This is a genomic window from Arthrobacter sp. lap29, assembly GCF_032458965.1.
Taxonomy (GTDB): Bacteria; Actinomycetota; Actinomycetes; order Actinomycetales; family Micrococcaceae; genus Specibacter; species Specibacter psychrochitiniphilus.
In genome coordinates, this window is the sequence record NZ_JAUCEK010000012.1 from 13544 (window position 1) to 39526 (window position 25983).

At 58.6% G+C, this 25983-nt stretch carries 21 protein-coding genes and 1 pseudogene; 12 read left to right on the forward strand and 10 right to left on the reverse strand.

Features of this window, described 5'->3' with window-relative positions; genetic code table 11:
• Positions 1–33 precede the first annotated feature (33 nt).
• Positions 34–414 (forward strand): annotated as a pseudogene (locus RY113_RS16850) (response regulator transcription factor); the annotation flags it as partial.
• A 182-nt stretch (positions 415–596) separates the two neighbouring features.
• Here RY113_RS16850 and RY113_RS16855 read toward each other — a convergent pair.
• From RY113_RS16855 to RY113_RS16865, 3 genes are all read right to left on the reverse strand, one after another.
• Complete coding sequence (locus RY113_RS16855) at positions 597–968, reverse strand: hypothetical protein (protein ID WP_315915543.1); 372 nt, start codon at positions 966–968, stop codon at positions 597–599.
• Between the two features lie 170 nt (positions 969–1138).
• Positions 1139–2695 (reverse strand): EAL domain-containing protein, encoded by a 1557-nt coding sequence (locus tag RY113_RS16860; protein ID WP_315915545.1) that lies wholly within the window; start codon positions 2693–2695, stop codon positions 1139–1141.
• Positions 2696–2723: 28 nt separating this feature from the next.
• Positions 2724–5033, reverse strand: coding sequence for a glycosyltransferase family 2 protein (locus tag RY113_RS16865; RefSeq protein WP_315915589.1), 2310 nt, complete (start codon positions 5031–5033; stop codon positions 2724–2726).
• A 220-nt stretch (positions 5034–5253) separates the two neighbouring features.
• Between RY113_RS16865 and RY113_RS16870 the strand changes: the two genes are divergently transcribed.
• Positions 5254–6819 (forward strand): carbohydrate-binding protein, encoded by a 1566-nt coding sequence (locus RY113_RS16870; RefSeq protein ID WP_315915547.1) that lies wholly within the window; start codon positions 5254–5256, stop codon positions 6817–6819.
• A gap of 68 nt (positions 6820–6887) precedes the next feature.
• Here the strand turns inward: RY113_RS16870 and RY113_RS16875 are convergent, their stop codons facing one another.
• Positions 6888–7388, reverse strand: coding sequence for a DUF2505 domain-containing protein (locus RY113_RS16875; RefSeq protein WP_315915548.1), 501 nt, complete (start codon positions 7386–7388; stop codon positions 6888–6890).
• A 177-nt stretch (positions 7389–7565) separates the two neighbouring features.
• Here RY113_RS16875 and mfd point away from each other — a divergent pair, with 177 nt between their 5' ends.
• Entirely contained in the window at positions 7566–11222 is a 3657-nt protein-coding gene (mfd, locus tag RY113_RS16880; RefSeq protein ID WP_315915549.1) for a transcription-repair coupling factor, read from the forward strand.
• A 126-nt stretch (positions 11223–11348) separates the two neighbouring features.
• Here mfd and RY113_RS16885 read toward each other — a convergent pair whose 3' ends face one another.
• The 4 genes from RY113_RS16885 to RY113_RS16900 all read right to left on the reverse strand — a co-directional run bounded on the left by RY113_RS16885 (position 11349) and on the right by RY113_RS16900 (position 15228).
• Positions 11349–11573: a hypothetical protein gene (locus tag RY113_RS16885; protein ID WP_110104558.1), complete on the reverse strand. Its 225-nt coding sequence runs from the start codon at positions 11571–11573 to the stop codon at positions 11349–11351.
• Between the two features lie 85 nt (positions 11574–11658).
• On the reverse strand, positions 11659–12363 hold the full coding sequence (gene deoC / locus RY113_RS16890; protein WP_110104557.1) for a deoxyribose-phosphate aldolase: 705 nt from the start codon (positions 12361–12363) through the stop codon (positions 11659–11661).
• Positions 12364–12462: 99 nt separating this feature from the next.
• Positions 12463–14379 carry a phospho-sugar mutase gene (locus RY113_RS16895; RefSeq protein ID WP_396334257.1) on the reverse strand — a complete coding sequence of 639 codons (1917 nt, stop codon included), beginning with the start codon at positions 14377–14379 and terminating at the stop codon, positions 12463–12465.
• 33 nt (positions 14380–14412) lie between these two features.
• Complete coding sequence (locus RY113_RS16900; RefSeq protein WP_110104556.1) at positions 14413–15228, reverse strand: purine-nucleoside phosphorylase; 816 nt, start codon at positions 15226–15228, stop codon at positions 14413–14415.
• A 158-nt stretch (positions 15229–15386) separates the two neighbouring features.
• Between RY113_RS16900 and RY113_RS16905 the strand changes: the two genes are divergently transcribed.
• Entirely contained in the window at positions 15387–16823 is a 1437-nt protein-coding gene (locus RY113_RS16905; RefSeq protein ID WP_396334258.1) for an NAD(P)H-quinone dehydrogenase, read from the forward strand.
• A gap of 25 nt (positions 16824–16848) precedes the next feature.
• Here the strand turns inward: RY113_RS16905 and RY113_RS16910 are convergent, their stop codons facing one another.
• Complete coding sequence (locus RY113_RS16910) at positions 16849–17712, reverse strand: hypothetical protein (RefSeq protein WP_315915551.1); 864 nt, start codon at positions 17710–17712, stop codon at positions 16849–16851.
• Positions 17713–18003: 291 nt separating this feature from the next.
• Between RY113_RS16910 and RY113_RS16915 the strand changes: the two genes are divergently transcribed.
• The 3 genes from RY113_RS16915 to RY113_RS16925 all read left to right on the forward strand — a co-directional run bounded on the left by RY113_RS16915 (position 18004) and on the right by RY113_RS16925 (position 21422).
• Positions 18004–19608 (forward strand): sodium-dependent transporter, encoded by a 1605-nt coding sequence (locus RY113_RS16915; RefSeq protein ID WP_110104553.1) that lies wholly within the window; start codon positions 18004–18006, stop codon positions 19606–19608.
• A complete protein-coding gene (locus tag RY113_RS16920; RefSeq protein WP_315915552.1) occupies positions 19605–19742 on the forward strand; it encodes a MetS family NSS transporter small subunit in 138 nt (45 codons plus the stop codon). Before RY113_RS16915 ends, RY113_RS16920 begins: the two co-directional genes overlap by 4 nt.
• Before the next feature lie 270 nt (positions 19743–20012).
• Positions 20013–21422, forward strand: a complete 1410-nt coding sequence (locus RY113_RS16925; RefSeq protein ID WP_315915553.1) for an MFS transporter — start codon at positions 20013–20015, stop codon at positions 21420–21422.
• Positions 21423–21543: 121 nt separating this feature from the next.
• On the opposite strand, the gene RY113_RS16930 is transcribed toward RY113_RS16925, so the two are convergent.
• Positions 21544–21765 carry a hypothetical protein gene (locus RY113_RS16930; protein ID WP_315915554.1) on the reverse strand — a complete coding sequence of 74 codons (222 nt, stop codon included), beginning with the start codon at positions 21763–21765 and terminating at the stop codon, positions 21544–21546.
• Positions 21766–22269: 504 nt separating this feature from the next.
• On the opposite strand from RY113_RS16930, the gene RY113_RS16935 reads away from it, so the two are divergent.
• The 5 genes from RY113_RS16935 to RY113_RS16955 all read left to right on the forward strand — a co-directional run bounded on the left by RY113_RS16935 (position 22270) and on the right by RY113_RS16955 (position 25980).
• The gene (locus RY113_RS16935) at positions 22270–22812 is read left to right on the forward strand and encodes an alternate-type signal peptide domain-containing protein (RefSeq protein ID WP_315915556.1); all 543 of its coding nucleotides are present in this window, start codon (positions 22270–22272) and stop codon (positions 22810–22812) included.
• Positions 22813–22886: 74 nt separating this feature from the next.
• On the forward strand, positions 22887–23480 hold the full coding sequence (locus tag RY113_RS16940) for a hypothetical protein (protein WP_315915558.1): 594 nt from the start codon (positions 22887–22889) through the stop codon (positions 23478–23480).
• Positions 23481–23492: 12 nt separating this feature from the next.
• On the forward strand, positions 23493–24104 hold the full coding sequence (locus RY113_RS16945) for a signal peptidase I (RefSeq protein ID WP_315915559.1): 612 nt from the start codon (positions 23493–23495) through the stop codon (positions 24102–24104).
• The gene (locus RY113_RS16950; protein ID WP_315915560.1) at positions 24101–24970 is read left to right on the forward strand and encodes a hypothetical protein; all 870 of its coding nucleotides are present in this window, start codon (positions 24101–24103) and stop codon (positions 24968–24970) included. The genes RY113_RS16945 and RY113_RS16950 overlap by 4 nt, the downstream gene beginning before the upstream one ends.
• Positions 24967–25980, forward strand: a complete 1014-nt coding sequence (locus RY113_RS16955; RefSeq protein ID WP_315915561.1) for a hypothetical protein — start codon at positions 24967–24969, stop codon at positions 25978–25980. The genes RY113_RS16950 and RY113_RS16955 overlap by 4 nt, the downstream gene beginning before the upstream one ends.
• Positions 25981–25983 lie beyond the last annotated feature (3 nt).

The following is a 25983-nucleotide window of genomic DNA, read 5'->3' on the forward strand; positions in this document are numbered from 1 at the left end:
TCCAACGGTCTTAGCAAGTTAAGTGGAGTAAAAATGGACAATACTCAGGTAGCGGTAGTCATTGAAGATGACCAAGACATCCGCGAACTCATTGGCGTAATACTGTCCCAAGCCGGTTTTGAGGTTCATTGTGCATCCACAGGTGCAGATGGCGTAGAAGCGGTCCGAGCTCACCACCCCGACATTGTGACCCTAGATCTGGGCCTTCCTGATATCAACGGTTTTGAAGTGGCCCGGCAGATCAGGGCGTTTACTGACACCTACATCATCATGTTGACGGGGCGTGCCGATGAAATGGACACGCTCTTGGGCCTTGAATCAGGTGCTGACGATTATTTGACCAAACCGTTCCGACCCCGCGAGTTGAGGGCAAGAATCGGCACCATGATGCGCCGGCCACGCACTGATGATGAAGTTGAGCAGGGCCAGCATGGCCAAGATAGCAGCATTGCGTTTCCAAGTTCAGCTGCCTCTGCAGAGCTGGCGGAAGCGAAGCCTTGAGACGAGCGATTCAGTTCTCGCTCTGAGTGTAAAGCTGTTCCATAACTTTCGTGCCAGTAGGCAGGAAGCCCAACGGATCAGGCCTCTGGGAAGCTTCAGCTAGTGGGCTGCACGTACCGATCTTTTAGATCAGTCATAGTCTCTGTGCCGCACAAGGCCACTGCGTTGAGAGCTTCTTGAGCCTTGTCAGGATGTCCCTGCTTGATCCACTCCACCATGTCGCCGCTCATCTGGCCTAAGCGCTCCGCTCCTACCATCACGCTGGATGAGAAGATGCTCAAGGCTGCCTCCGCGGCGTCTTCTACATTTCCTGCGCCTAACGCGGTCTGAAGACGCGCATAGCGTTGCGGCCACATTTCCACGTAACGTCCCACGAAACCGCGGGAAAGCATGGTCTGTCCCTCGAGAGAGTCCTCCAGCATAGCCAAGGAGTCCATACACACCAGGGGTAAAGAAGAATAATTCACGATCCGCTTTCTCTTCCCGATAGTGTGATTAATGAGTTCAAAAGAATCGATATTGAGCGCATCACGCGCTGCCTAAGGCAGCACTAACCATAATACTCTGAGCAACGGGTGCACGGTGGCTTTTTGTTGATGCAGCCGGCGAAAATTTATGGAGCATGTAGAGACTGTCTCTAGGGTTGAGCCGTGACTGCAAGCCACGGTGCACCTTGGAAACTCTCAAGCCAAGATGAGGTGATGTCCGCAGCGGGAACGGGGCGGCCAAAATAATAGCCCTGCCCGGTCTCGCAGCCCAACTCTGTGAGCATGGCGGCCTGCTCTAGAGTCTCTACTCCTTCGCACGTGGCAGCAAGGTTACAGGACTTCACTAATTGCAAGATGGCTGCAATGAAAGGACGCGAGGCACCACCATCGGTGGGGCCCCCTATCAGTGACCTATCCAGCTTCACCCCGTCTACCGGAAGGGTCCGCAAGTAACTGATGGACGAATACCCTGTGCCGAAATCGTCGATGGCTAGGCCGACGCCTAGTTTGCGCAGGCCTTGAAATGAGTACAGATCCCATTCGTTGCCGGTGACCATGGAGTATTCGGTGAGTTCTAGGACTAGAGCCGAGGGATCAATACCCTCAGCCAGCAATAAGCGCTGAACGTCATCCAAGAGGTAAGGGCGTTGTAGCTGAGTGGCTGAAATATTCACCCGCACGGTGAAGCGAGGATCTAATTCCAACGTCTGCTGCCACTGACGCAACCGTGCCAACGCTGTCTGAAGGACCCAAGCTGCCAAGTTCGGCATAGCGCCTATTTCCTCTGCGAGGTCAATGAACTCGTCAGGCATGACAAGCCCACGGGTGGGGTGTTGCCAGCGAACCAGAGCCTCAACGCCAAGCAGTTTCCCGGTGGCGAGCTCGACAATGGGCTGATAGTGCAACACCATTTCATTGTTTTCGATGGAATCTTGGAGTTCTGCAGCAAGTATCCGGTGAAGCCGCCGTGCATTGAGAAGATTGGGCTCAAACAGGGCAACCTTGACGGCAGCTTTATTCTTGGCTGTGTACATGGCGGTGTCCGCATGGAGAATCAGATCTGCGGCGGAATCACCAGGCATGGCCGCAGCTATCCCGACACTTGCGCCCACAGATAGCTCCGTAGTTTCAATGTTCATTGGCTCGGCCAGTACTGCCACGATCCGCCTCGATACTGCCTTGGCGCGCTCTGCAGGTGTGTCTTGGAGGACCACGGCGAACTCGTCACCACCTAGCCGTGCCACGGTATCAATTTTCCGCACAGTATCTCGCAGCCTTTCGGCTACAACTTTCAGCACGGCGTCCCCTGCCGGATGCCCCAGAGTGTCATTAATGCTCTTGAAAGAATCCAGATCCAGCAGAAGCAATGCAGGAGATCCGTTGACGCCCTGCTCGGCCAGGCTCGATTCCAAAACCGTTTCGAGAGCCGCACGGTTGCGTAATTGGGTCAACGGATCAGTCAAAGCCATCAGCTCCATTTTGCGGAAGGCATCCGTCAACATGGTGGTTCTGGTTTTCATCCGAGTCTGCACTTGTTCCTGAGACCTCTGAAGATCCTGAGCCATCTGATTAAAGCTGTTGATGATGGCAGAGAGCGAATCCTGCTCCGTCCCGGCTGGGACACGAGTGCTCAGTTCACCTGCGCCGATCCCTTCAATCCCGGTCATCAGAGCGGGCAACCGCTTATCCGTTGGATCAACGATCATGAAGGCCTGCTTCCGGTGGTTGCCAGTATCACCTTTGCGCCACCCTACGGCGTCGGTCCGAGCCTCCACGCAAATCTCGGTTCAGTCTTCTATCTCCGTGGTACAGCAGAGCCTGCCAGTCGACTTCCTCAGCAGTCTTGGGAACCACGGGGGATACGACGGCACGAGGTACCCGTGGCTTGATGTACAGCCAGTTGATAGCACCCAGACTTATATCCACTAAGGAATTCTTCACACCGATATAGGCCTGGATTGCGAATGCCGCCAAGGTTGCATTGAGCGCTGCGAAAGCAACGTTGCCCCAGTTACTTACCACTGCATCTCGCCACAAGGTGAAGACCGAGAAGAACACAATTAAGTACGGGACTACAACGTACAGTGCCGGAGCTGCTGTACGGTCCTTAACTTTTGGTGTTCGAACGAAAGGAATCTTGTCTCCAGTGAACGCCTGCTGAAGGGACTTGAGCACGCCGGCCAGGTTGACCGGCAAGAGAACAAGGTTGAATCCGTAGATCCGGAAAATGTCACTAAAGCGGTGCCCGCAATCGCGTAGATCACTACCCATTGCCAGGAAGTACGGCAGGGCAGCAACCAAAACCAGCGGACTCAGCAAGCGGCTGTCATAGGGGTAGGCGAGCAGGAACAGCAAACCGAAACTTGCCCAGGCTATAGAGGACATGTAGTTAACGCGCAAGAGCAGTTCCCGGAAAAGAATTGTCTCGCGGCGCTGGCGGCGCTTACGTACTTGGTTCCAGAGCTTGGGCAGGATGAGCAGGCCACCGTTGGCCCAACGGCGACGCTGGACCACGAGGGAACCAAAATCCGGGGGAGTGGCGCTGTAGCTCAACCGCTCCGGATAGTTTGAGAGGGTCCATCCATGTGTACCCAAATCCACGCTGGACTCTGTGTCCTCGATGACAGTTCGGTCTTGAATGTAGGTGCGGACTTCAAAACCGCCCACCGTTTCGACTTCCACGATGTCCTCTAGCGCGACTTTACGAATGACAGCGTTAGCGCCGACCCAGAATGTGGCGCCGTAGTAGGTCATGCCCTGGTGGAGGATGTGCTGGATATCCGTGCTGGCCCCGGCAATCCGCTCGATGCGGGTGGGTGCGCCGCGGAAGGAAGAGTATGGTGTTTGTGCCACAGCGACGCGCTCATTGCCAGCTGATTCTAGGTAGTAGACCAGCCGCAGGCAGTAATCCCGTAGCAACAATGAATCAGCGTCAAGTGTCAACAAATAAGTTGTGTCCGGCGTATCGAGATCGTCAGCGCTACCTGGATCATCTGCGGCGCGGCGGCGCAGCACCACGTTTCCATCGGTGACTTGGCGCTGCCAACGTCCGCCCATCAAGGAAATGTAGGCATTGAGGTTCATAGCCTTATTGGCTTCGTGAGACAGGCTTGCGTACGCCTTGCGTTCAAAGTATTCGGTTTTGACATTAAAAATCCATGTCAGGCGGAGATAGAGTTCCTCAACTCGTTGGAGTTCAGGTCCGGTGGACTGAGCCCTAGCGGCTTCAAGCGCGAGTAGGACCAACCGTAATTCCCGGGCCAGGCCCATCAGTACTAGGTCAACAAAGAATTCATCAACGTGGTCATCCACGGCCTCTGCTTCAGCCATTTCCTCGAGCCAGCCAGCAGCATATTCATATTCCGCAATGACAGCATCCACCTCTGCTGCAGGGACTACGCCCGCGCTGGTGTCCCGGCAACGGAAGTTTGCCAAAGCTGCATTGACCCGCGCTGCAGGAATGGAGAGCGCCTGGGAAATCTCACCTGCTAGCGCTCTAGTGGCGTCCAATTTCTCCGCTGCCTGAGGATCCTTTGGATGGGGCGGATCATCAAGTAAGAGCACTACTTTTAGGTCAGGGAATTCCTGCAGGGCAGCAGACCACAGAGTGCCCCTCACCACCTGGACTTCCTCCGCATAGGAGGGCACCAATACTGTGATGCCTTCTTTGTAGTCGACAAAATGCCTGTCCAGTTCACCACGTGGAACGCGAGCATGGTCTCTGAAACGGTAGAGGGCTCCTTGGCGTGCCAAAAGATACATTAGGGCGGAGAACGTCAAAAATGTAACTACCAGAACATACGAGACTGCTTCAACCTGGAAACGGAACCCTGCGTTGGGGTTGTCCGCCAGTTGACGGACCACTGTGGTCACCAGATAGAGCAGCCAGGCTGTAATAGTGACAACAATGGCCAGCCTTCCCAGCGTAATTTTACGGCCGGAAGGCTTTGGGTGAACGATGGAAAGCGGCTCCGAACGCTTCTCCGAGCCACGCTGGCGGCGTGGGCCAGCCTTTGGCACAAGTGCGCGGTCTGAAGCCGTCATCTCAGACGGGACTGCACTGGCTTCTTCAGCCACAACAAGCGCCTCGGTCATAAATCCCTCATGCAAAGAAAATATGCGTGGATTCACGCATATTATAAACGGCCGCCCTTTGACCGAGTGAGACCGGACGACGGATGTTGATCAGTATGCTTAGGATAATACAGTCTGGCCGCTTCTAGCGGCAGCGGTCTCTGATAGCAACGCAGTGAATGGGGTTCTAGTGTCTCAACGCTTTCCTGGGCGCAAGCTCTCCTGGTTCCGGCTGACGGCTTTTATTGCCGTAGTGGCGTTGCTCGCGGGGGCGGGCTACGTTGCGTTGGGCAGGTATAACGATGCTAGGGCTGCTTCGGCAGAGCCTGCTATGTTCAGCGGTTACGTGGATGTTACGGCAACCCCGTCATACAGTTTTGAAAAACCGGTCTCCGAGTCTGCTGATTCCGTTGTTTTGTCCTTTATTGTCTCGTCCAAGGACAAAGCGTGCGAGCCAAGTTGGGGAACTTTCTACTCCATGGATGCCGCCGGGCAAGAACTGGACGTGGATCGGCGTATTGCACGCCTACTCCAGCAAGGCGGCTCCGTATCCGTCTCGTTTGGCGGCCAAGCGAATGATGAGCTCGCCGTGCGCTGTACGGATGTTGCGGAACTGCAGGCCGCCTACGCCTCAGTTGTGGAACGCTACGATCTTTCCGCGATTGACCTTGACTTAGAAGGCCCAGGTCTATCCGATACCGCTGCCCTCAAGCGACGAGCCACAGCAATTGCTGCGCTGCAGTCGCAACGACTTGCTGCAAAGCATCCGCTGTCAGTGTGGCTGACACTCCCAGTTGCTCCCACCGGGCTAACCACTGAGGGGACCTCGGCAGTTGCTGCCATGCTGGATGCAAAGGTTGACCTTGCGGGAGTCAACATCATGACTATGGATTACGGTGGAAGCAAGACGGCAGGAAGCACTATGTTAGAAGCTTCTACGGCGGCTGCCACGGCGACTCATGCGCAGCTCGGGGCACTCTATAAGGCCGACGGACAAGATTTTGGCGCCGATTGGTTGTGGCGGAAAATTGGGCTCACCCCAATGATTGGCCAAAACGATGTTGCTGGTGAGATTTTCACTTTGCAGGATGCCGTAGGTCTCCATGATTTCGCTGTGGCGAAAGGCGTTGGCCGAGTCTCCATGTGGTCCTTGAACCGGGATGCCACCTGTGGCCCCAACTACCCTGACCTGACTCGGGTTTCCGACGGGTGCAGCGGCATTGACCAGAAGGGCAAATTGTTCTCAACTGTGCTGGGTGAAGGGTTAAGCGTTCTGCCTACGCAATCTGCCACCAGTGCACCGGCGCAACCCACCGTTCAGTCCACCTTTCCCACGGATAATCCCGCAACGAGTCCTTATCCGATCTGGAGCGATCTGGCAGTCTATGTAGAAGGAGACAGGATTGTTCTCAACGGCAACGTCTACATGGCTAAATGGTGGACTCAGGGAGATGTGCCTGATAACCCAGTGGCAACGGACGGGCTGACTCCGTGGCAGCTGATTGGTCCTGTTCTTCCCGGGGACAAGCCGGCCCCGCAAGTGACTGCGCCGGCAGGAACCTATCCGCTGTGGAGTGCTGCGAAGGTATATGACCAAGGGGACCGAGTGATGTTTGATGGCCGTATATTCGAGGCCAAATGGTGGAATCGCGAAGAAAGCCCGCTAGCTTCCCTGCAGGGATCGCCCTCGGCAGCGTGGAAGTTGTTCTCCAACGCTCAGGTGGCGCAGATCCTGGCCACCCCGGATGGTAAATAAGGTCTAACAAAGCGAAAGGGCGTCCCGATCCTATGGGGCGCCCTTGCGCTTTGTTAGACCAGCCGTCGCTAGCTGTGTGTGGTAATCCATTCCTGCGCCAGCGTGGCCTGCAAGTTCAAAGCCCGGCCAATCACCGGCTCGGCGGCAGAGACGATTTTCGCGCCAAGGAACGGCACGCTCGACTTCACCTCACCAGTAAGCTCCACCAGCGTGGATTCGCCGTTCACGCTCAGTTTCTGCACAGCTGAAACATCCACCGGCGCCTTGGCCACGGACAACTTGATGGTGTTGGTACGTGAACCATCCAGCGCCGGTGCGCTCCAGGACTCATCCTGCGTCACGGTCAGCCATTCACCGACAAACTTCTGGACCAAGTCAGGCATTCGGGTGGTGGGCAAGGTGCGCACAGTTTGCGTTGTGAACGCCGCCGTGGTGGGGCCGCTGATGGTGAAGGACTTCAATTCCCCTCCCACGGTTTCGCTGACATGTTGGATGAAGGCTTCGTTGGTGAAGACCTCCGTCACTTTCTGAGCTGTTGCAGCAAGTGTTGTTGAGGCGGCAAGCGCCATGGTTCCTCCAAGATAAGGGGGTGTTTGGGGCAGCTCCTAGGATAGCAAGGCCGCTGGCGAGTAAGCTGGACAAGGTCCCCGAGGCGTTCACAGATTTCGGGCCTTCGTGCTGTCCCGGCACGGTGAATAATCGATTTTTTGGCCACGTATGGTCAAGCACCAAGGAGAACACCACGCATGAGCCTTGCAGGGTTGCGGAGCGCACTGTCAGCCGATCCACTCTTCTCCCGGGTACGCAGCTATGCGGCTGCCAACCCCGCCACACGCAGCAGTGACCTGGCCTTCAGTGCTCCCGCTGGCATGTGCGCGGTGCTCCTGGCCGAGGTTGCCGATGGTTTGGCCGCCAGTTCCTCCTCTGCCGAACGCCCCGGCATTGTCCTTGCCGTGACCGCCACGGGCCGGGAGGCGGAGGACACCGTTGCCGCCCTACGCTCCTACCTTCCCGATGCGGCTGTGGCCGAATTCCCCAGCTGGGAAACCCTCCCGCACGAGCGCCTTTCACCACGCTCGGACACCGTGGGCCGCCGGCTTTCAGTCCTGCGCCGCCTGGCTCATCCCGAGCACGATTCCGGTGAACACCTGCGCGTAGTGGTGGCACCCATCCGTGCTGTAGTCCAGCCGCTGGTGGCCGGCCTGGGTGAACTGGCTCCAGTGCGGGTCAAAGTGGGGGACGAAATTCCCTTCAACACCCTCATTAAATCTCTGTCAGAGGCGGCCTACGCACGGGTTGACATGGTCACGCGCCGTGGAGAATTTGCCGTGCGCGGCGGCATCATCGATGTTTTCCCGCCCACTGACAACCACCCGATCCGTGTGGAGTTCTTTGGCGACGAGGTTGAATCCATGCGTTGGTTCAGCATCGCCGACCAACGTACCCTGACTTCCAGCAGCGGGATCACACACCCGGGCGAACTCTACGCACCTCCCTGCCGGGAAATTCTCATCACCCCCACTGTCATGAGCCGTGCGGCCAAGCTCAAGGACGCCATGCCGGGAGCCGCGGCCATGCTGGAAAAGATTGCCGGCGGCATTGCAGTGGAAGGCATGGAATCACTGGCCCCGGCCCTCGTTGATGCAATGGTGCCCTTGTCCTCACTGTTGCCGCCAGCATCCATCGCAGTAGTTTTGGATCCTGAAAAAGTCAGTGCCAGGGCCCATGATCTGGAATCCACCAACGAGGAATTCTTGGAAGCAGCCTGGTCCACGGCCTCCGAAGGCGGCAACGCCCCACTAGATCTGAGCCAGGCCAGCGGGGGCGCCGGCGGTGTGGATCTAGCCTCTGCAGGCTTTAAATCGCTGGCGCAAACCCGCGAAGGAGCCCTCAGGCACGGTCTGAGCTGGTGGACCTTAGGCTCTCTGGCTCAGGATGAGGAGCTAGAGGTCAGTACCGATGTGCTGAACCTGCACGCTCGCGAACCCCGTGGTTACCGGGGGGATGTGGCGGAGATGATGGAGTTCATTGGCTCCCGGGTCAAGAACCAGTGGCGGATTGTGGTGGCCACCCAGGGCCCCGGCCCAGCACAGCGCCTGGCCGAGCTATTCCACGAAGCTAACATCCCGGCTTCACGCGTGGAATCCCTAGACGCCGAACCGCAGCCGGGCATCATTGAAGTGACCACCGCGGACACCGGGCGCGGATTTGTTCTGGACTCCCTAAAAATGGGCCTGCTAACCGAGGCAGACCTGTTGGGGCGTGCCTCCGCGGTCTCTACCCGGGACATGCGCAAGATGCCCTCCAAGCGGCGCAACGCAGTTGACCCGCTCCAGCTAGAGGCCGGGGACTATGTGGTCCACGAGCAGCACGGTGTGGGCAAGTTCGTGGAGCTGATCCAGCGCAAAGTTGCCGGAGCAGGTGTTGGCGGTGCGGCCGGGCTGCGCGAATATCTGGTGCTTGAATATGCCCCTTCCAAACGCGGTGCTCCGGGGGACAGGCTATTTGTACCTACCGACCAGCTAGACCAAGTGACCGCCTATGTGGGCGGGGATGGGCCGGCGTTGTCGAAGATGGGTGGCTCTGACTGGGCCGCCACGAAGTCCAAGGCACGCAAAGCCGTCAAGGAAATTGCTGGGGAGCTGATCCGGCTGTATTCGGCGCGCATGGCCAGCCGCGGGCACGCCTTCGGCCCAGACACCCCGTGGCAGGCCGAGCTGGAGGAGGCCTTCCCTTACGTTGAGACACCCGACCAGCTGGTGGCCATCAACGAGGTCAAGGCGGACATGGAAAAGGAAGTCCCCATGGACCGGCTGATCTCCGGAGATGTGGGCTACGGAAAGACCGAGATCGCGGTCCGGGCCGCCTTCAAAGCGGTGCAGGACGGCAAACAGGTAGCCATTTTAGTGCCCACAACGCTGTTGGCGCAGCAGCACTACGAAACATTCAACGAACGTTTTTCCGGCTTCCCTATAAGGGTGGCTCCGCTCTCACGCTTCCAGAGCGCGAAGGAGTCCAAGGAGATTGTTGAGGGTGTAAAGAATGGTTCCGTGGACGTGGTCATCGGCACGCACCGGCTACTCTCCAAAGATTTTGCGTTCAAGGACCTGGGCCTAGTCATTGTTGATGAGGAACAGCGCTTCGGTGTGGAGCACAAGGAAGCGTTGAAGAAGATGCGCACCAACGTGGACGTGCTGGCCATGAGCGCCACACCCATCCCACGCACACTGGAAATGTCCATGACAGGGATCCGTGAAACCTCCACCCTGGCCACCCCGCCTGAGGAGCGTCACCCCGTGCTGACCTACGTGGGTGCGCACAGTGACAAGCAGGTGGGTGCCGCGATCCGCCGTGAGCTCATGCGCGAGGGCCAGGTCTTTTATGTGCACAACCGAGTTAAATCAATTGAGCGCACCGCCGCACACATCCAACAGCTAGTGCCTGACGCCCGCGTGGCTGTGGCGCACGGGCAGATGTCCGAGTCCCGGCTGGAGCAAATCATTGTGGACTTCTGGGAGAAGCGCTTTGACGTGTTGGTGTGCACCACCATCATTGAGACAGGCCTGGATATCTCCAACGCCAACACGCTGATTGTGGAGCAGGCCAACAACTACGGCCTCTCACAGCTGCACCAGCTGCGCGGGCGGGTGGGCCGCGGCCGTGAACGTGCCTACGCCTACTTCCTGTACCCGGCCGATAAGCCCCTCGGCGAAGTTGCGCTGGAACGTTTGAAGGCGGTTGCGGCACACAACGAGCTCGGTGCTGGCATGGCCCTGGCCATGAAGGACCTGGAGATTCGCGGCGCCGGAAACCTGCTGGGCGGGGAACAATCGGGCCACATCCAAGGTGTTGGCTTCGACTTGTACATCCGCCTCGTGGGCGAGGCTGTGGCAGATTTCCGCGGCGAGGGTGAAGAGCGGGCAGCCGAGATGAAGATAGAGCTGCCCGTCAACGCACACCTGCCCCACGATTACGTACCGGGGGAGAGGCTCCGATTAGAGGCTTACCGCAAGCTGGCTGCTGCCGTCACGGTGGCAGCCATCAACGAGGTCCAAGAAGAACTCATTGACCGTTACGGTGAACTACCGCCCGCTGCCGTGAACTTGATTGCCGTGGCGCAGTTCAAGGTGCTGGCCCGTGCCGCCGGCCTCTCCGACGTGGCGCTGCAGGGGAACTTCATCAAGTTTGCCCCCGCAGATCTGCCGGAGTCAAAGCAGATGCGCCTGACCCGCATGTATCCGGGCGCCATGGTGAAGCCAGCGCTGAACTCGGTGCTGATCCCGAAGCCGAAGACCGCCAGGATCGGTGGCCGGGACCTGGCCGATGCTGAGGTGCTCAGGTGGGCGGAGGGCGTCCTCGAGGCAATCTTTGAGGTGACGCCGGAGACGTTGTCCTCACCCTAGCGGCACCTGGGGGCGGGAGAAACGCAAGGTTCCTCCCGGCGTCGTACTTGAGTCCGTGAACTGATTAAACAACAAACCCGCAGTAGTCAGCTTGCACCGATTACTGCGGGTTCGTTATACGCGGGATTATTCTCCTGCGGAGTCCGAGCGGCCCATGATGGTCACGGGGACAAAGATTGCCAGTGCGCACAGGCCAATGCCAACGCCAGCCGGCACAAAGGCATGCGCAAAGCTCTCAAGGCTCCAGTAGGAGAAGGCAAAAATGCCGCCAAGGAACAAGGCAAAGAAAATGACGAACAGAACGACGGACTGCACCAGGCTATTTTCGCCGCGGTAAGCGTTATTGGACACGGTTCCTCCTGACCCCGAGACCGGGGAGCTGAGTGGGTGCACCGGGGTGCCGGCGCTGATGATCTACCCACGATCTTAGTACGAATTAGTAAGAGCTGGTGCCCACAGCGCCGGTGACGATGGCAATACCTGAGCTGGTACCAATGCGGGTGGCACCGGCTTCAATCATTTCCAGGGCCTTTTCACGTGTTCGAACGCCACCTGAGGCCTTCACGCCCATCTCTGAACCCACGGTTTTACGCATCAGGGCAACATCTTGGGTGGTTGCGCCGCCGCCATTGAAGCCGGTGGAAGTCTTCACGAAATCTGCGCCGGCTTCGAGTGCTGCCTGGCAAGCCAGAACCTTCTCGTCATCGCTGAGCATAGCCGTCTCAATGATGACCTTCAGCAGTGAATCGCCCTCATGGACCACCTCGGCCACGGCGGAAATATCCGAGACCAGAGCCGCCTTGTCCAGTGCGCGGGCTGAGGCGATATTAATCACCATGTCCACCTCATCTGCACCGTCCATGGTGGCGCCGCGGGCCTCAAAAACCTTCACATCGGTGTTGTGGGTGCCGAGGGGGAAACCCACCACGGTGCACGTCAGCACACCCGTGCCCAGCAAGGCCTTCTTGGCTGTTTCTACCCACACGGGGTTGATGCAAACGGCTTTGAAGTGGTATTCAGCGGCTTCTTTGCACAGCCGCAGAACGTCTGCCTGGCTGGCGTCAGGAGCCAAGAGTGTGTGGTCAATGTAGCGAGCTAGTTCGTCGCCGGATTCGGCGGGGAAAGGGCTGTTGGATGTCATGCTGGCAATCCTCCCATGGGCAATTGTGTTTGACTATCCTGCCACAGCGGCGCGCGGTAATCAGGCTCGCCGCTGTGGCAGATGCTGTGGTAGCTGGTGTTAGAGGTCCGCAAGTCCCAAGGCACCTTTGATCTCTTGGACCACGGTGGCCAGCGCACGTTGCGCTTCTTCCCTGGCCGGTTGGAGTTTGTGGTGCCCGGAGACGGGAACCACCACTTCCAAATAGCATTTGAGCTTGGGCTCGGTGCCGCTGGGACGGACGATGACGCGGGTGTCATTCTCCGTCAGATAAGCCAGACCGTCCGTGGCGGGAAGATCTGCCGAGCCCAGGGCCAAATCGGTCAGTTCTATCACGGCAGAGCCATCAAGCACCGTTGGCGGTTGCTCCCGCAAGGTGGCCATCATGTTCTTGATGCCGGCGGGATCTTCTACCCTGATGCTGATCTGGGTACTCGCGTGGAGCCCGTGAGCTAACGCAAGAATGTCCAGAACATCAAAAAGTGTCCGTCCAACAGCCTTGAGCCCGGCTGCCATTTCAGCAATCAGCAGCCCAGCGGAAATGCCGTCCTTATCTCTGACCAGCTCCGGGGCTACGCAGTACCCCAGCGCTTCCTCGTATCCGAAGCCCAGGCCCTGAACGCGGGAGATCCATTTGAAGCCCGTCAGGGTCCGCACATGCTCATACCCGGCAGTAGCGGCAATCTTGGCCAACAGCCTCGAAGAAACTATCGAGTTTGCGTAGACGGGGGCCCCTGCACCGCTCTGAGTTGCCTGCAGACGGCCACCTCTGGACACCAGGTGGCTCCCGAGCAAGGCGCCTACCTGATCGCCATGGAATTGGTGCCATTCTCCGGTGGCCGGATCTAGGGCGCCCACGGCCACCCTGTCCGCGTCCGGATCATTGGCTATTACAAGGTCTGCGCCCACTTCCTTCGCCAAGGCGAAGGCCATGTCCATGGCCCCTTCCTCCTCTGGGTTGGGGAAGGAAACTGTGGGGAAGTCCGGATTAGGGGCTGCTTGTTCGGGGACGGCGTGAAGGTCTGTGAACCCTGCCGAGGTGAAGACGGCGCGGGCCATCTCATCACCCACACCGTGCATGGAGGTGTGCACAATGCGCAATTGACGTGCCGGGAACGTGGCGGGATCAGCCAACCCGGCAACGGCCGCCCGGTAGCCGTCAACAAAGTCTTCACCGAGCACGTTCCAGCCACCCTCAGCCATGGCAATCCCGGAGGTGTCGCCGAAAGAGGCGGTGTCTGAGACGTGGCTGATCTGCGTGGCGATCAAGGCATCATGAGGTGCCACGATTTGGACGCCGCGGGCCTCTGGAGCCACCGCACGCCCGCCCAGATACACCTTGTAGCCGTTGTCCTGGGCCGGGTTGTGGCTGGCCGTGACCATGATCCCCGCCTCACACTCCAGCGCCCGGACGGCATAGGCCAGAACCGGGGTTGGCAGGGGTGTTGGCAGAATAAAGGTCTCAATGCCTGCTGCGGTAAAGATCGCCGCGGTTTCCTGGGCAAAATCACGCGAGTTGTAGCGGGCGTCAAAGCCCACCACCGCCCGCGGCCGGTAGGGGCTAGTGACGGCGGTGGTTTGGCTGGCCTCGGTGGGATTGGCCTCGGGGGAGGCGACGGCGCTGTCCATCTCCTGTGTGGGATGCTCAGCCTCTAAGGGCTGCTTCATTTCCGTGGACTGCCCGGTTTCTAAGGGCTGCTCTGCCAGGGCCAGAAGGTGGGCGGCAACTCCTGCGGCTGCGCGGCGCACCACCATCCGGTTCATCCGGTTGGGGCCCGGACCCATGGTGGCGCGCAGCCCGGCCGTGCCGAACTGGAGGTTGCCATCGAAGCTGTCCGCCAGCTCGGCCGCCCCGTTGGGATCATTGATTAAGGACTGCAGTTGCGCGGCTGTTCCGGCATCGGGATCATGCGCTGCCCATTGCTGGGCAGCTGCCTGCAGTGCGGCTAGCTCGTTGGCTGCCGAGGACTCTGTGGGGCTTTCCTGTGCGTGTCTCACACCCCAAATGTAACCGCACCCACAGCTTTTGCCCTAGAGCTTGGCAATGATGGCGGCCAAAAGAGCCGAAATACGCGGCCCGGCAGCGGCCCCGGCTTCCAAGACTTCCTCGTGTGAGAGCGGCTGGGAGCTAATACCAGCGGCAAGATTAGTCACCAAGGAGATGCCAAACACCTCCATGCCGGCGGCGCGGGCGGCAATGGCTTCCAACGCGGTGGACATGCCCACCAGATCGGCGCCAATCCGCTTGGCGTACTGCACTTCTGCCGGGGTCTCGTAGTGCGGGCCCGTGAACTGGGCGTAGACGCCTTCGGACAAGGACGGGTCCACCTCGCGTGCCAGGGCACGCAGCCGGGCGGAGTACAGATCCGTGAGGTCAACGAACGTGGCACCCTCCAGCGGGGAGGACGCCGTCAAGTTGATGTGATCGCTAATGAGCACGGGAGTACCGGGGGTCCAGTCCGGGTTCAGACCGCCGCAACCATTGGTCAGCACCACGGTTTTGGCGCCGGTGGCAGCGGCCGTACGGATGCCATGCACCACGGCACGCACACCCTTGCCCTCATAAAAGTGCGTACGGGCGCCCAGGATGAGCACGTTCTTGCCATCAGGGGTGCGGATGGAGCTCAGGGTGGCCACATGCCCGGGAACGGAGGGGGCGTGGAAGCCGGGGACCTCTGCGGCATCAACGGTTGCGGTGACCTCACCAATGAGATTCGCCGCACCGCCCCACCCGGAACCGAGCACCACAGCCACATCATGCTGGGGGACACCCGTTGCGCGGGCAATGTAGTGGGCCGCCTCGGCAGCTAAGAGTGCGGGGGAGCCGGAAGTCTGTGAAGGATTCATGCATCAAACATAACCGCAGAGGCGGGCCAACGTCCTGCACAACACCTCAGCCGCATAACACTGTCAGAAGTTCATGGGGCGGAAGGGACACGTTCCGCACTGTGTGTTGCACCACTTAATCGGGGCAAAGTTGGTGCCTACGCACCGATAGGCGAGAATTGAGAACTGTGACCAGCAATCAGGATGTCTTCAAGCCCTTTGCCCTTCCCCGCCTCGCTATTCTTGGCGGTGGACCCGGCGGATATGAAGCCGCCATGGTGGCAGCGTCCATGGGCTCCCAGGTGACCATTGTGGAACGCGCCGGAATGGGAGGCTCCGCGGTCCTCACCGATGTGGTTCCCTCCAAGACGCTGATTGCCGCGGCTGAAGCCATGAACCGCAGCATTGACTCCACCGAGCTCGGTGTCAGTTTTAATGCCACCGACGGCAACCCCAAAGCCGCTATGAAGGCCGATCTCAAGCAAATTAATGAGCGCGTGATGCGCCTGGCCCGTGAGCAGTCCACTGATATTCGCCGCGGACTCGAAGCAGTGGGTGTCAAAATCATCATTGGCACCGGCCGGTTGCTGGATAACCGCACCATTGAAGTTGACCGCGGCGAGACCAAGGAAATCATCAAAGCGGACGCCATCCTCGTGGCCGTTGGCGCCCACCCCCGCGAGCTGGCCACGGCACAGCCTGACGGGGAACGGATCCTGAACTGGACTCAGATCTATAACCTTGAGGAACTCCCCGAAGAGCTCATTGTGGTGGGTTCCGGTGTGACCGGAGCCGAATTCGCTTCCGGCTTCAATGGCCTGGGCTCCAAAGTCACCTTGATTTCCAGCCGTGACCAGGTCCTCCCCGGTGAGGACTCCGACGCCGCCGCAGTTCTGGAAGACGTCTTTGCCCGCCGCGGGCTGCGCGTGCTGTCCCAGTCACGTGCCGAGGCCGTGGAGCGCACTGCCGACGGCGTCATTGTCACCTTGGGAGACGGCTCGCAGATCACCGGCACGCACTGCCTGGTGTGCGTGGGCTCCATCCCCAACACCACCGATATTGGTTTGGAAGCTGCCGGCGTGGAAGTCACCCCCACTGGCCACATCAAGGTTGACGGCGTTTCCCGCACCAGCGCCCCCAACGTCTACGCCGCAGGGGACTGCACAGGTGTCTTTGCGTTGGCCTCCGTCTCCGCCATGCAGGGACGCATTGCGGTGGCCCACTTGGGCGGCGACGGCGTGCGGCCCTTGAAGCTGAACCAGGTCTCCTCTAATATTTTCACCTCCCCGGAAATTGCTTCCGTGGGTGTCTCGGAGGCGGATCTGGCCTCCGGTAAATATCAAGGTGATGTCATCAAGCTCTCCCTGCAGACCAATGCGCGGGCCAAGATGCGTAACGTCAACGAGGGCTTCATTAAGATCATTGCTCGCAAGGGCTCCGGAACCGTCATTGGCGGGGTGGTTGTGGGGGCGGGAGCCTGTGAACTGATCTTCCCCATTGCCTTGGCCGTGACGCAGAAGCTCCACGTGGATGATCTGGCCAACACCTTTACCGTGTACCCCTCACTTTCAGGCTCTATTGCCGAGGCCGCCCGCCGCCTGCACGTGCACATGTAACGATGTTGCCTGGTTGTGCAGCGCGCTAACATCCCCTGAGAACGAGGCAAATCCGTTTGCCTGTTTCCACGACAGCAGCCTTCAAGCCGGTCATTTTAGTGCTCAGGCCTGCTCCGGGTTCCAGCGCCCTGTAGGCATCGTCCGTGAACGCAGACCATGGGGGTATCTTTGCTTGGCGGCTTTCGCGGGCGGCGCTTTTCCATGAGGTGGCACACGTTCCGGCACTGTTGCTCAGATCCCAGCCGTTCTTGAGCTGCTCAAGGGGATCGTAGTCAACGGTTGTGAGGGTCTTGTGCACTTGGGCGCCAGTGTCATAGAGCGCATGAGTGCAGTCCCAGAAGGCTTGGTGCGTGGGGGAACCTTCCGCCATGATTTCATCCAAGGCATCCATACCGTATTCGTTGAACTTCTTGAGAATAAAACTGCTTCCCGTCCAGGCCACGCTCAGGTCCGGGTGAATAGCCCAAGAGAGGCTCTGGTCTGCGCCGTTGACGGTGACAATTTCTCCCGGAACCATGTAGGTGGTGCTGTAATAGGATGGAAAAGTAGTGTGAAAGAGGGCAACTTCGGGGCTGCGTTTATCTGCCGTGATCAGGGGCGCAGGAAAAGAGTCACTGAAAGCCCACACCATCTCGCTATAATTCTGCAGTGAGATTGTCCCGGAAGTTTCGTTACTGCACACCGCTATATAGTTCAGGTATTTAACTTCGCCAGGATCGCTGGTCTCAACCGTTTCCCGGTGCGGGAAGCCAACCGTACATCCAGGATCATGCAGTGCCAGTGGCGGTGATGGGCGTTGGCTAGAGGAACAAGCGGCGAGTGGCAGAAGCAGCGTCAGCGCCACCGTGACCGCCGCGCTGCGCAGGTGCCGTCTCCTTGCTTTGTTCACACGTCTATTCGAGCTATAAAGCTCAGAGCCCGAGGATTCTAAACTGCCCGATGAAGCCATCGCTGCCACCTCAATCCTGCACAGAGCGGTGTCCCTGTGTAGCGAGTGTAAGGGAATCCCCAAGCCGTGGCACCAGTAGTGGTACCTGCATTTTTGCGGGCAAGTACTTGCTTCCAGCTGCGGTTGCTGAGCTCGCCGCGGCAGTGCCACTGGGCTCTCCAGGAACGTTTGAGAGCGCCAAGTAGTTCCCAAAATGACGAAACTTGCTCACGGATGGGTTAATGTGGCCTCATGACAAATTCACCCGCTGGCCGGAGTAGAGCGGCTGCTCCGGCCCGTCGAGAGACCTTCTCCTCGCGAAAACTGTTCATCCTCTCAGCGATCGGCTCCGCCGTTGGTCTGGGCAATATTTGGCGTTTCCCCTACATCGCTTACGAAAACGGTGGGGGCGCCTTCTTGATCCCTTACCTGGTGGCGCTGTTGTGTGCGGGCATCCCGCTGCTCTTTTTGGACTACTCCATTGGCCACCGCTTCCGCGGCTCAGCCCCGTTGTCCTACCGGCGCCTGCACCGCGCTGCTGAACCCATTGGCTGGTGGCAGGTACTGATCTGCTTTGTCATCGCCATCTACTACGCCGCGATCATCGCGTGGGCTGCCATGTATACGTGGTTCTCCGTGACAAAGGCCTGGGGAGATGATGCAGAGGGGTTCTTCTTTGGCGATTTCCTGCAGACGGCGGATACGGCCGGAGTCTCCTTTGACTTCGTCTCCAAGGTATTCTTCCCCATGCTCGCAGTATGGATTGTGGTCATTGTGATCATGGTGGCTGGCGTGAACAAGGGCATTTCACGGGCCAACGCAGTGTTCTTGCCGCTGCTGGTGGTCATGTTTGTGGTCCTGGTGGTGCAATCGCTGTTCTTGGACGGTGCCATGGTGGGCTTGAATGCCTTCTTCACCCCCGACTGGACAGCCCTGCAAAACCCCAGTGTCTGGGCAGCGGCCTTCGGCCACATCTTCTTCTCCCTCTCCGTGGCCTTTGGCATCATGGTCACGTATTCCTCCTACCTCAAGCGCAAGACCGATCTAACTGGCTCCGGCCTGGTAGTGGCCTTCGCTAACTCCGGCTTTGAACTTCTGGCCGGGATCGGCGTCTTTGCGGCTCTTGGATTCATGTCCGTGGCCTCCGGGGTGGCCGTGGATGAAGTGGCCTCCGGCGGTATTGGGTTGGCGTTCGTAGCATTCCCCACCATTGTTTCCGAGGCTCCCTTCGGCGCAGTTCTAGGCGTGCTGTTCTTTGGTTCGCTGGTGTTTGCCGGATTGACCTCACTGGTCTCCATCCTGGAAGTCATTGTGGCGGCGTTCCAGGACAAATTGGGCTGGAGCCGCAAGGGCGCCACCCTGGTGGTCACCATTCCCATTGCCGTGATTTCCTTGATCCTGTTCCCCACCACCACGGGCATCCAGCTCCTGGACACCTCGGACGCGTTTGTGAACCAGTTCGGCATTCTTGCATGCGCCTTGGTAGCGATCATTGTGATCTCCGCCGGGCTGGGCAGCCTCCCACGCCTGCAAAAACACCTCAATGTGACCTCCACCCTGAAGGTAGGTACCGTATGGCGCATTCTGGTGGGCGGCGTGGTGCCGGTGGTCCTGGGCTACCTGCTCATCAATGAGCTCCAGTCCAAGAGTTCCGAACAGTACTCCGACTACCCTGCTTGGTTTAACGGAGTGTTTGGCTGGGGCATGGCTGGTGCCCTGATTGTGGGCGCACTGCTGCTCTCCCTGATTCCCTGGAGCGAGAAGTCCAAGCTCAAGGATCCCGAATACGAAGCATTCAATGCCGCCGCGCACGCGGAAGGCGATGTTGACAACAACCTTAAAGAGGTGAATTCATGACCCCTGTAGCCATCACCATGATGATTATTGCCGTGCTGACCATTGGCGGCGGGTTTAGCCTGGCCCTATGGAACCTTGCCCGTCACCCGGAAGAGGACGAGCAGCTTCCCGAGGATCTGCCCCACGAGCTCTAGCCTTCCTGCAGCTGAAGCGCTGCCCTGAAGTACTGCAGCTGAAGCGCTGCACCTGAAGTACGACGCCGTAAGGTTCCCTCCGCGTGGAAGGGCACCTTACGGCGTCGTACTTTTTTGTGCCCAAAGCCGGGCAGGCAATTGACAGAAGTGTCCACATAATGGCAGAACTTGTCCATCAGTTGGACATCGGATTAGGATTGAGCGCTTGAAAGAATTGAAATCGCCGCGCCGGGTATGCAAACTCGGCACAGTCCGGAAAGAAAGCACCTCATGAGCCCCTCCCACAACGCGCAGACCGTGGAGACACCACCTGTCAACAGCCGCGGCCGGGTCATTATTGCCAGTCTCATTGGTACCACCATTGAGTTTTACGACTTCTATGTCTATGCCACTGCGGCCGTACTGGTTTTCCCTGCCTTGTTCTTCCCCACCGCAGACCCCGCCACGGCGCTGTTGAGCTCCTTCGCCATCTTCGGTGTGGCGTTTGTTGCCCGCCCGCTGGGCTCCATTGTCTTTGGCCACTTCGGTGACAAGGTAGGCCGCAAGGGAACCCTGGTGGCGTCACTGCTCACCATGGGTGTGGCCACGTTCCTGATTGGTTGCCTGCCAACAGCGCTGGTACCCGGATGGACTTTTTGGGCACCGGCACTGTTGGTGGTGATGCGCTTCCTGCAGGGCCTGGCCCTGGGCGGCGAGTGGAGTGGCGCGGCACTGCTGGCCACGGAGAACGCACCCGCAGGAAAACGCGCCATTTGGGGCACGTTCCCGCAGCTGGGCGCACCCATCGGCTTTATCCTGGCCAACGGAATCTTCCTGTGGTTGAGCTTTGGTCTGAGCACCGAACAATTCCAGGCCTGGGGCTGGCGCGTGCCGTTCCTGCTCAGTGCCGTCATGGTCATTGTGGGCCTGTATGTCCGCCTCAAGCTGGTTGAGACACCGGCATTCCAGAAGGTCATTGACCAGGGTGAGGTCTCCAAGCTGCCCGTGGGCCGTGTCTTCAAAACCAGCTGGCGCCCCCTGATCCTGGGTACCTTTGTCATGCTGGCCACGTACGTGTTGTTTTACTTGATGACCACCTTCACGCTCTCCTACGGCACGGCTCCGGCAACAATTGAAGCTGCTAAGGCGAAGGCGGAAGCAGCCGGCAAGCCCATGACGGCTGATGCCATTGCCTCCTGGGTGCCCGGCCTGGGCTACACCCGTAATGAATTCCTGATCATGCTCATCATCGGTGTGGTGTTCTTCGGCATCTTCACGCTGGTATCCGGCCCGCTGGCCGAGAAGTACGGCCGCCGCAAGACCTTGCTGTGGGTCACCGCGGCAATTGCCCTGTTCGGGCTGACCTTTGTGCCGCTCTTGGGTGCCGGAACGGCGGGGGTCATGGCGCTGCTGATTCTGGGCTTCACCTTGATGGGGCTGACGTTTGGTCCCATGGGTGCGCTACTGCCCGAGCTCTTCCCCACGAACGTGCGCTACACCGGATCCGCCATCAGCTACAACATGGCAAGCATCCTCGGTGCCGCCGTGGCCCCGTTCATTGCCGTTGCCCTGTGGCAGGCTGCCGATGGAAGCCCCGTCCTGGTGGGCATCTACCTCACCTCAATGGCGGTGCTGACTCTCATTGCCTTGTTCATCATGAAAGAAACCCGCGATCTGGAGTACACCTCCAACGTCAGCTAGCCTCGGCTAGCTTGAACGCTTCTCTTGCGAGGCGTGCCGGGTACGCGTGCCGGGTATAAATAAGGGCCCGCCGGGACCGACCATTTCTGGTTGGTCCCGGCGGGCCCTTACTTATGAGGATTTAGTGTGATTCCTTGCAGAAGTCTGCCAATTGACCGGCGGTTTGATTTCCGCAGGACTGCAGCGTGGCCAGTTTTGTCATGGCTAAAGCATGGCTGTGGGATTCCAAGAGAAGGATGAGGTCTGTGGTGAGTTCACCGAGCCGGGCTGCCCCCACCATGACGGAAGAACTTCTCAGGCTCAACGCCGCATCAAGGGCGGCCTCGTTATTGCCGGTTGCCACAGCGGCATGAATGCGAGCAAAGCGCCCAGGCCACATTTGCAGATAGCGGCTGACAAAGTCGTGGCACAAACTCTTTTCGCCACCTAATGAATCCTGTAAATCAAGCAGCGTATCTACGCACATTAGCGGCAACTGGATTATGACCATAGGGTTCCCGTGCCTCCAGACTGATGTGTAGTGCGGCTCCATGCCAACGCTCTTAGACCTAACGATAGCGCGGGAAAAGCCACAATCAGGCGATTTTTCACTGCTGAGCAACTACTTGCGCGAAGCTTAAGTAAGCAAGGGAAATGTGAGCCTTAGCGCTAGCCTTTCGGATAGGAAATTCGCGTCTCCTGCTGCATTTCTTGAGCTTTTCTTGAGCATTGAGCGGATCTTTGGTTCTTGAGACTAACTTGTTCAAACCTTCCAGATTTCCAGTGCCCTTCCTTAAGTTGGTGACGGCAGAGTAGTTCTCATCGGCAGGAACGCTTGCCAAGAAGAACACGAACAAGGGGTCTGGCAATGAACAAGATGACAAAAGGCGTAATCGCAACCGGTGTTGGAATTGTCCTGATGGTAGGCGGCGGCGGCACGTTGGCTACCTGGAACCAAGCGCAGAGCGCCTCCATGGGCAAGGTAGTTTCCGGTGATCTGAACCTGGTTCCTGCTACCGCCGGTGTGTGGACCAATGCTTCCAACACCGTTGTTGACATTGCCAAATACAATGTGGTCCCCGGTGACACACTGACCTACACGCAGCCCCTGACTGTGAGCCTTGATGGTGACCTGATGGTTGCCCGGCTGGCAGTAACCGGCGCCTCTGCAGCAGATGGCTTTGGTGCTAATGCCACCGTCTCAGCAACCACCTTGACCAAGGCCGACAAAACGGTAGTTTCCGCCACTACAGACTTGGTCCCCGCTGATAGCGGCGTTGTGACGGCCTCCACCACCTTCACCTTCAACAAGTCCACCACCGGACGCACGGCCACTAAAGCCTCAGTAGACCTCAGCGGCATTGGCTACTCCTTGGTCCAGCAAGCCCCCGTAGCTAGCAACGCCAAGTAACAAAAGCTCCCAGACCCCGGTGGTGTGCCGGCATGTAGCCGGCACACCACCAACCCCTGCCGATGGAAGCAGCCATGAAGAGCATCAACGCATTGAAAGCAGCCGGCCTTGTGCTGATTGCTGTCATGCTGGCAATGTTCACCGTCCAGGGGAGCTATGCGCTGTGGAACAAGGCGGTTAGCTCCAACGCCGGTACAGTGCAGGCCGCCGATTTTAGGATCAGCTTGACTGATACCAACACCAGTAAAGTCACGGACATGACGTTGCCCAACGGCACCTCAGCCACACTTTCATTGAGCAGTACCGCCATGGGCGTCATCATCCCGGGGCAAAGTAGTTATGCGGGGGTAGAAGTGAAAAATATTACTAACGCCGGCGGAGATTTTACCGTCCGGGCCAGTACCTCCACTCCCACCATTGGCAACACCGCTGGATCATCCCTGGCACCGTATCTGAGCGTCAAAACCGCTACCGCGAGTTCACTGTCCCAGTGCAGCCAAGCAACACTTTATGACGGGGTCCAAGACTCCGAAACACCAATAGTTGACATCATCAAAAATGGTTCCGGAGTGTTCTGTTTCCAAGTCAGCCTTGCCGCCACCATGCCCGCTTCCCTGAGTGGGCAAAGCGCCCAGGTCACCATCCCGATCCTCGTCAACCAACTCTAAAAGGGACTCGCCATGTCTGTCATCAGCCACTCTGCCATTGATCTTGCGCCCCGTAATGACGCGGCTGCCGCAGAACAAGGCCGTCGCGGCGTGCTACCCCTCCTGGGCCAGGCACTGAGCTACGTGCTGCTGCTGACCGTGGCCATGGCCGCCCTAGCAATGATTGTCATTCCCCTGGCCACAGGATCACAGACCTACTCAGTGCTGACCAGTTCCATGGCCCCGAAATATGCTCCCGGAACCTTTCTGGTAGTCAAGCCCACGCCGTTTGAGGCGTTGCGGGTAGGTGATGTTATCACCTACCAGATTGAATCAGGCAAGCCCGGGGTCATCTCACACCGCATCATCTCCATTGGAGCTAGCCAGTCCGGTGAACGCGAGGTTCGAACCCAAGGCGATAACAATTCTCTTCCGGACCCCAACCCAGTCCTGGGAGTTCAGGTCAAGGGCAAGCTGTTCTACGCCATTCCGGTGGTGGGTTTCATCGCCAACAGTGTGGGCCAAGAACGGGACAGCATTATCCCCATTCTCGCTGCAGCATTCATTGGTTTCGGGGCGCTGAGCATGGTTCGCGGGGCTCTCGAAAAGAAGCGGTCCGGGCGTAACCCCAGGCACAGCCAGTGACGGGAGCCAAGACGCGCGTCTTCACCGGCTTGCTGGTGCGGCGCGGGATTCGGACAACCGCCGTGGTGGTGATGGTTGCTTTGTCCGTAGCTGCACCAGCTCAGGCCGCTCCAGCACTGACTGCACCTGCTCAGGTTGCTAATAGGCCTGAGCCACTGCTGGAGCTTAGCGGTGACGGCATCCATTACAGGACGGAAAAGTCCCTCACAGTGCTTGAACCGCACAGAGGCTATGTCCCTGGCGAATCACGAACCGGTGTTATTTGGGTTCGCAATACCAGCAGCCAGGCCAACAATTTTGCTCTCGCGGTAGCTAATACGGGCTCGGGAAAAGATTCTGCCATAGCCAGCTATTTGCAACTCGAGGCACGTTCGCCCCGTTGGATCTCCAGCGCAGCTGTTCCTGCCAGATCCGGAGCCTGCACCACCATAATTGAAGGCTGGAAAATTGCCAGTGGTGAATCCCTGCGTATTGAGCTCAGCCTGGCGTTGAACATCAACGCGCCGAATTCCACCCGTCACCAAGAGAGCCTCCTTGATGCCATTTTCCTTTTGCAGGAGCCGGGCGGGGGACAAGCTGTATCTGCCTGCGCAACGCAAGAGGAAGCCCTCGGCGCCGGGGCTTCCATAGGCAGGGTCCCGGTCAGCGGACGCCCCGGGGACAGCGCTAGCGCCGCCGCGGGTGCCACTCAACTTTTCATTCAGGAGGAAGCGGACCTGGGGCCCCTGTGGGAGCTAGCGCAATGGGGACAAAGTAATGTTGTCACTACCAGCCGCAGCCCTTGGCCGTGGCTGGTAATCCTTAGTGCAGGTACGTACGTGGTGATTTCACTGAGAAGGCAAAGAAGGAAAAGAAGAACTCAATGAACCCCCATCAGCTAGATGTTCCTGGCCAAGCCAGTGGTCCGGATGAGAAGAACCGGCGCGTGTCTAAGCTGCCCGGAATGAGGGTTGCCGGCGTTGCCTTTGTCCTGACTCTGGGTCTGGGAGCGGGCGGCATTGCGGTAGCAAACTGGAACCAAAGCGCCACGGCCACCATTGACATCACCGCTGGTGCGGCGCCCGCTCCGTCTCCCACGCCGTCGGCCGTTCCTTCAGTCTCTCCCACGCCCTCGGCTTTGCCCTCCGCACCCAGCCAGCCGCCAGCGGTAGATGATGGCACCGGGACCATTGTGGTCAACCCTGCCATCAGGACATTGCCGGCAATGGTTGATGCCGGCACCATGAGTTGTGAGAGCTCCGGAAGTTCGGGACGTGTGGATGTTAGCTGGGAAGGGAAACGAACCAGCAATATCAGCTATATGGTGACGCTGAAGTCCCAGACTTCTCAGACAGTTTTCCTACAGACCCAAACTGTCACGGCCAAAAACGCTATTTTTACACTGGGAAACACCAACTCCTCCTACGGCAACTACTTGCTGCGTATCCAGCCGGTCAATACCGCAACGGGGGCTGTGGGGGATCCGAGCTATAGAACCATGCGCTACTTCGGGAAAAACAATTTTGGTTGCGACTACGGTGCCGCCAACATTCAGCCGCCTTTGGGCGCTTTGGTTCTCAGATCGGAGCCCCCAGCCTCCCGGCCCAATGACAATGTTCTGAAACTCAGCTGGACACCCAGTGAAGCTACCAGCTATGTGGTGACTCTTGTGCTCTCCGGCTCTACTCCCAAGTACGGTACGGAATTTACTACCTCGAACCTTGGAGCAACACTGATTTTCCCTCCGCGGTCCTATAACCAGGCCGGAACTAGTGTCTCCAACGCCGCCTTCTTTGGTCAGTACTCCCTGCGAATCCTGCCCATGAATGGCAGCCAAGCTGGAGACCCTGTCTATAAGACGGTGCAGTACGGGCAATACAATTTCAGCGTTTGGTGAGTG

Excerpts from the sequence above, each read along its gene's own strand:
- RY113_RS16860 (WP_315915545.1), bottom strand. The coding sequence starts at position 2,695 with ATGATCGTTGATCCAACGGATAAGCGGTTGCCCGCTCTGATGACCGGG.
- RY113_RS16865 (WP_315915589.1), bottom strand. The coding sequence starts at position 5,033 with ATGACGGCTTCAGACCGCGCACTTGTGCCAAAGGCTGGCCCACGCCGC.
- RY113_RS16875 (WP_315915548.1), bottom strand. The coding sequence starts at position 7,388 with ATGGCGCTTGCCGCCTCAACAACACTTGCTGCAACAGCTCAGAAAGTG.
- mfd (WP_315915549.1), top strand. The coding sequence starts at position 7,566 with ATGAGCCTTGCAGGGTTGCGGAGCGCACTGTCAGCCGATCCACTCTTC.
- deoC (WP_110104557.1), bottom strand. The coding sequence starts at position 12,363 with ATGACATCCAACAGCCCTTTCCCCGCCGAATCCGGCGACGAACTAGCT.
- RY113_RS16900 (WP_110104556.1), bottom strand. The coding sequence starts at position 15,228 with ATGAATCCTTCACAGACTTCCGGCTCCCCCGCACTCTTAGCTGCCGAG.
- RY113_RS16915 (WP_110104553.1), top strand. The coding sequence starts at position 18,004 with ATGACAAATTCACCCGCTGGCCGGAGTAGAGCGGCTGCTCCGGCCCGT.
- RY113_RS16920 (WP_315915552.1), top strand. The coding sequence starts at position 19,605 with ATGACCCCTGTAGCCATCACCATGATGATTATTGCCGTGCTGACCATT.
- RY113_RS16925 (WP_315915553.1), top strand. The coding sequence starts at position 20,013 with ATGAGCCCCTCCCACAACGCGCAGACCGTGGAGACACCACCTGTCAAC.
- RY113_RS16935 (WP_315915556.1), top strand. The coding sequence starts at position 22,270 with ATGAACAAGATGACAAAAGGCGTAATCGCAACCGGTGTTGGAATTGTC.
- RY113_RS16940 (WP_315915558.1), top strand. The coding sequence starts at position 22,887 with ATGAAGAGCATCAACGCATTGAAAGCAGCCGGCCTTGTGCTGATTGCT.
- RY113_RS16945 (WP_315915559.1), top strand. The coding sequence starts at position 23,493 with ATGTCTGTCATCAGCCACTCTGCCATTGATCTTGCGCCCCGTAATGAC.
- RY113_RS16955 (WP_315915561.1), top strand. The coding sequence starts at position 24,967 with ATGAACCCCCATCAGCTAGATGTTCCTGGCCAAGCCAGTGGTCCGGAT.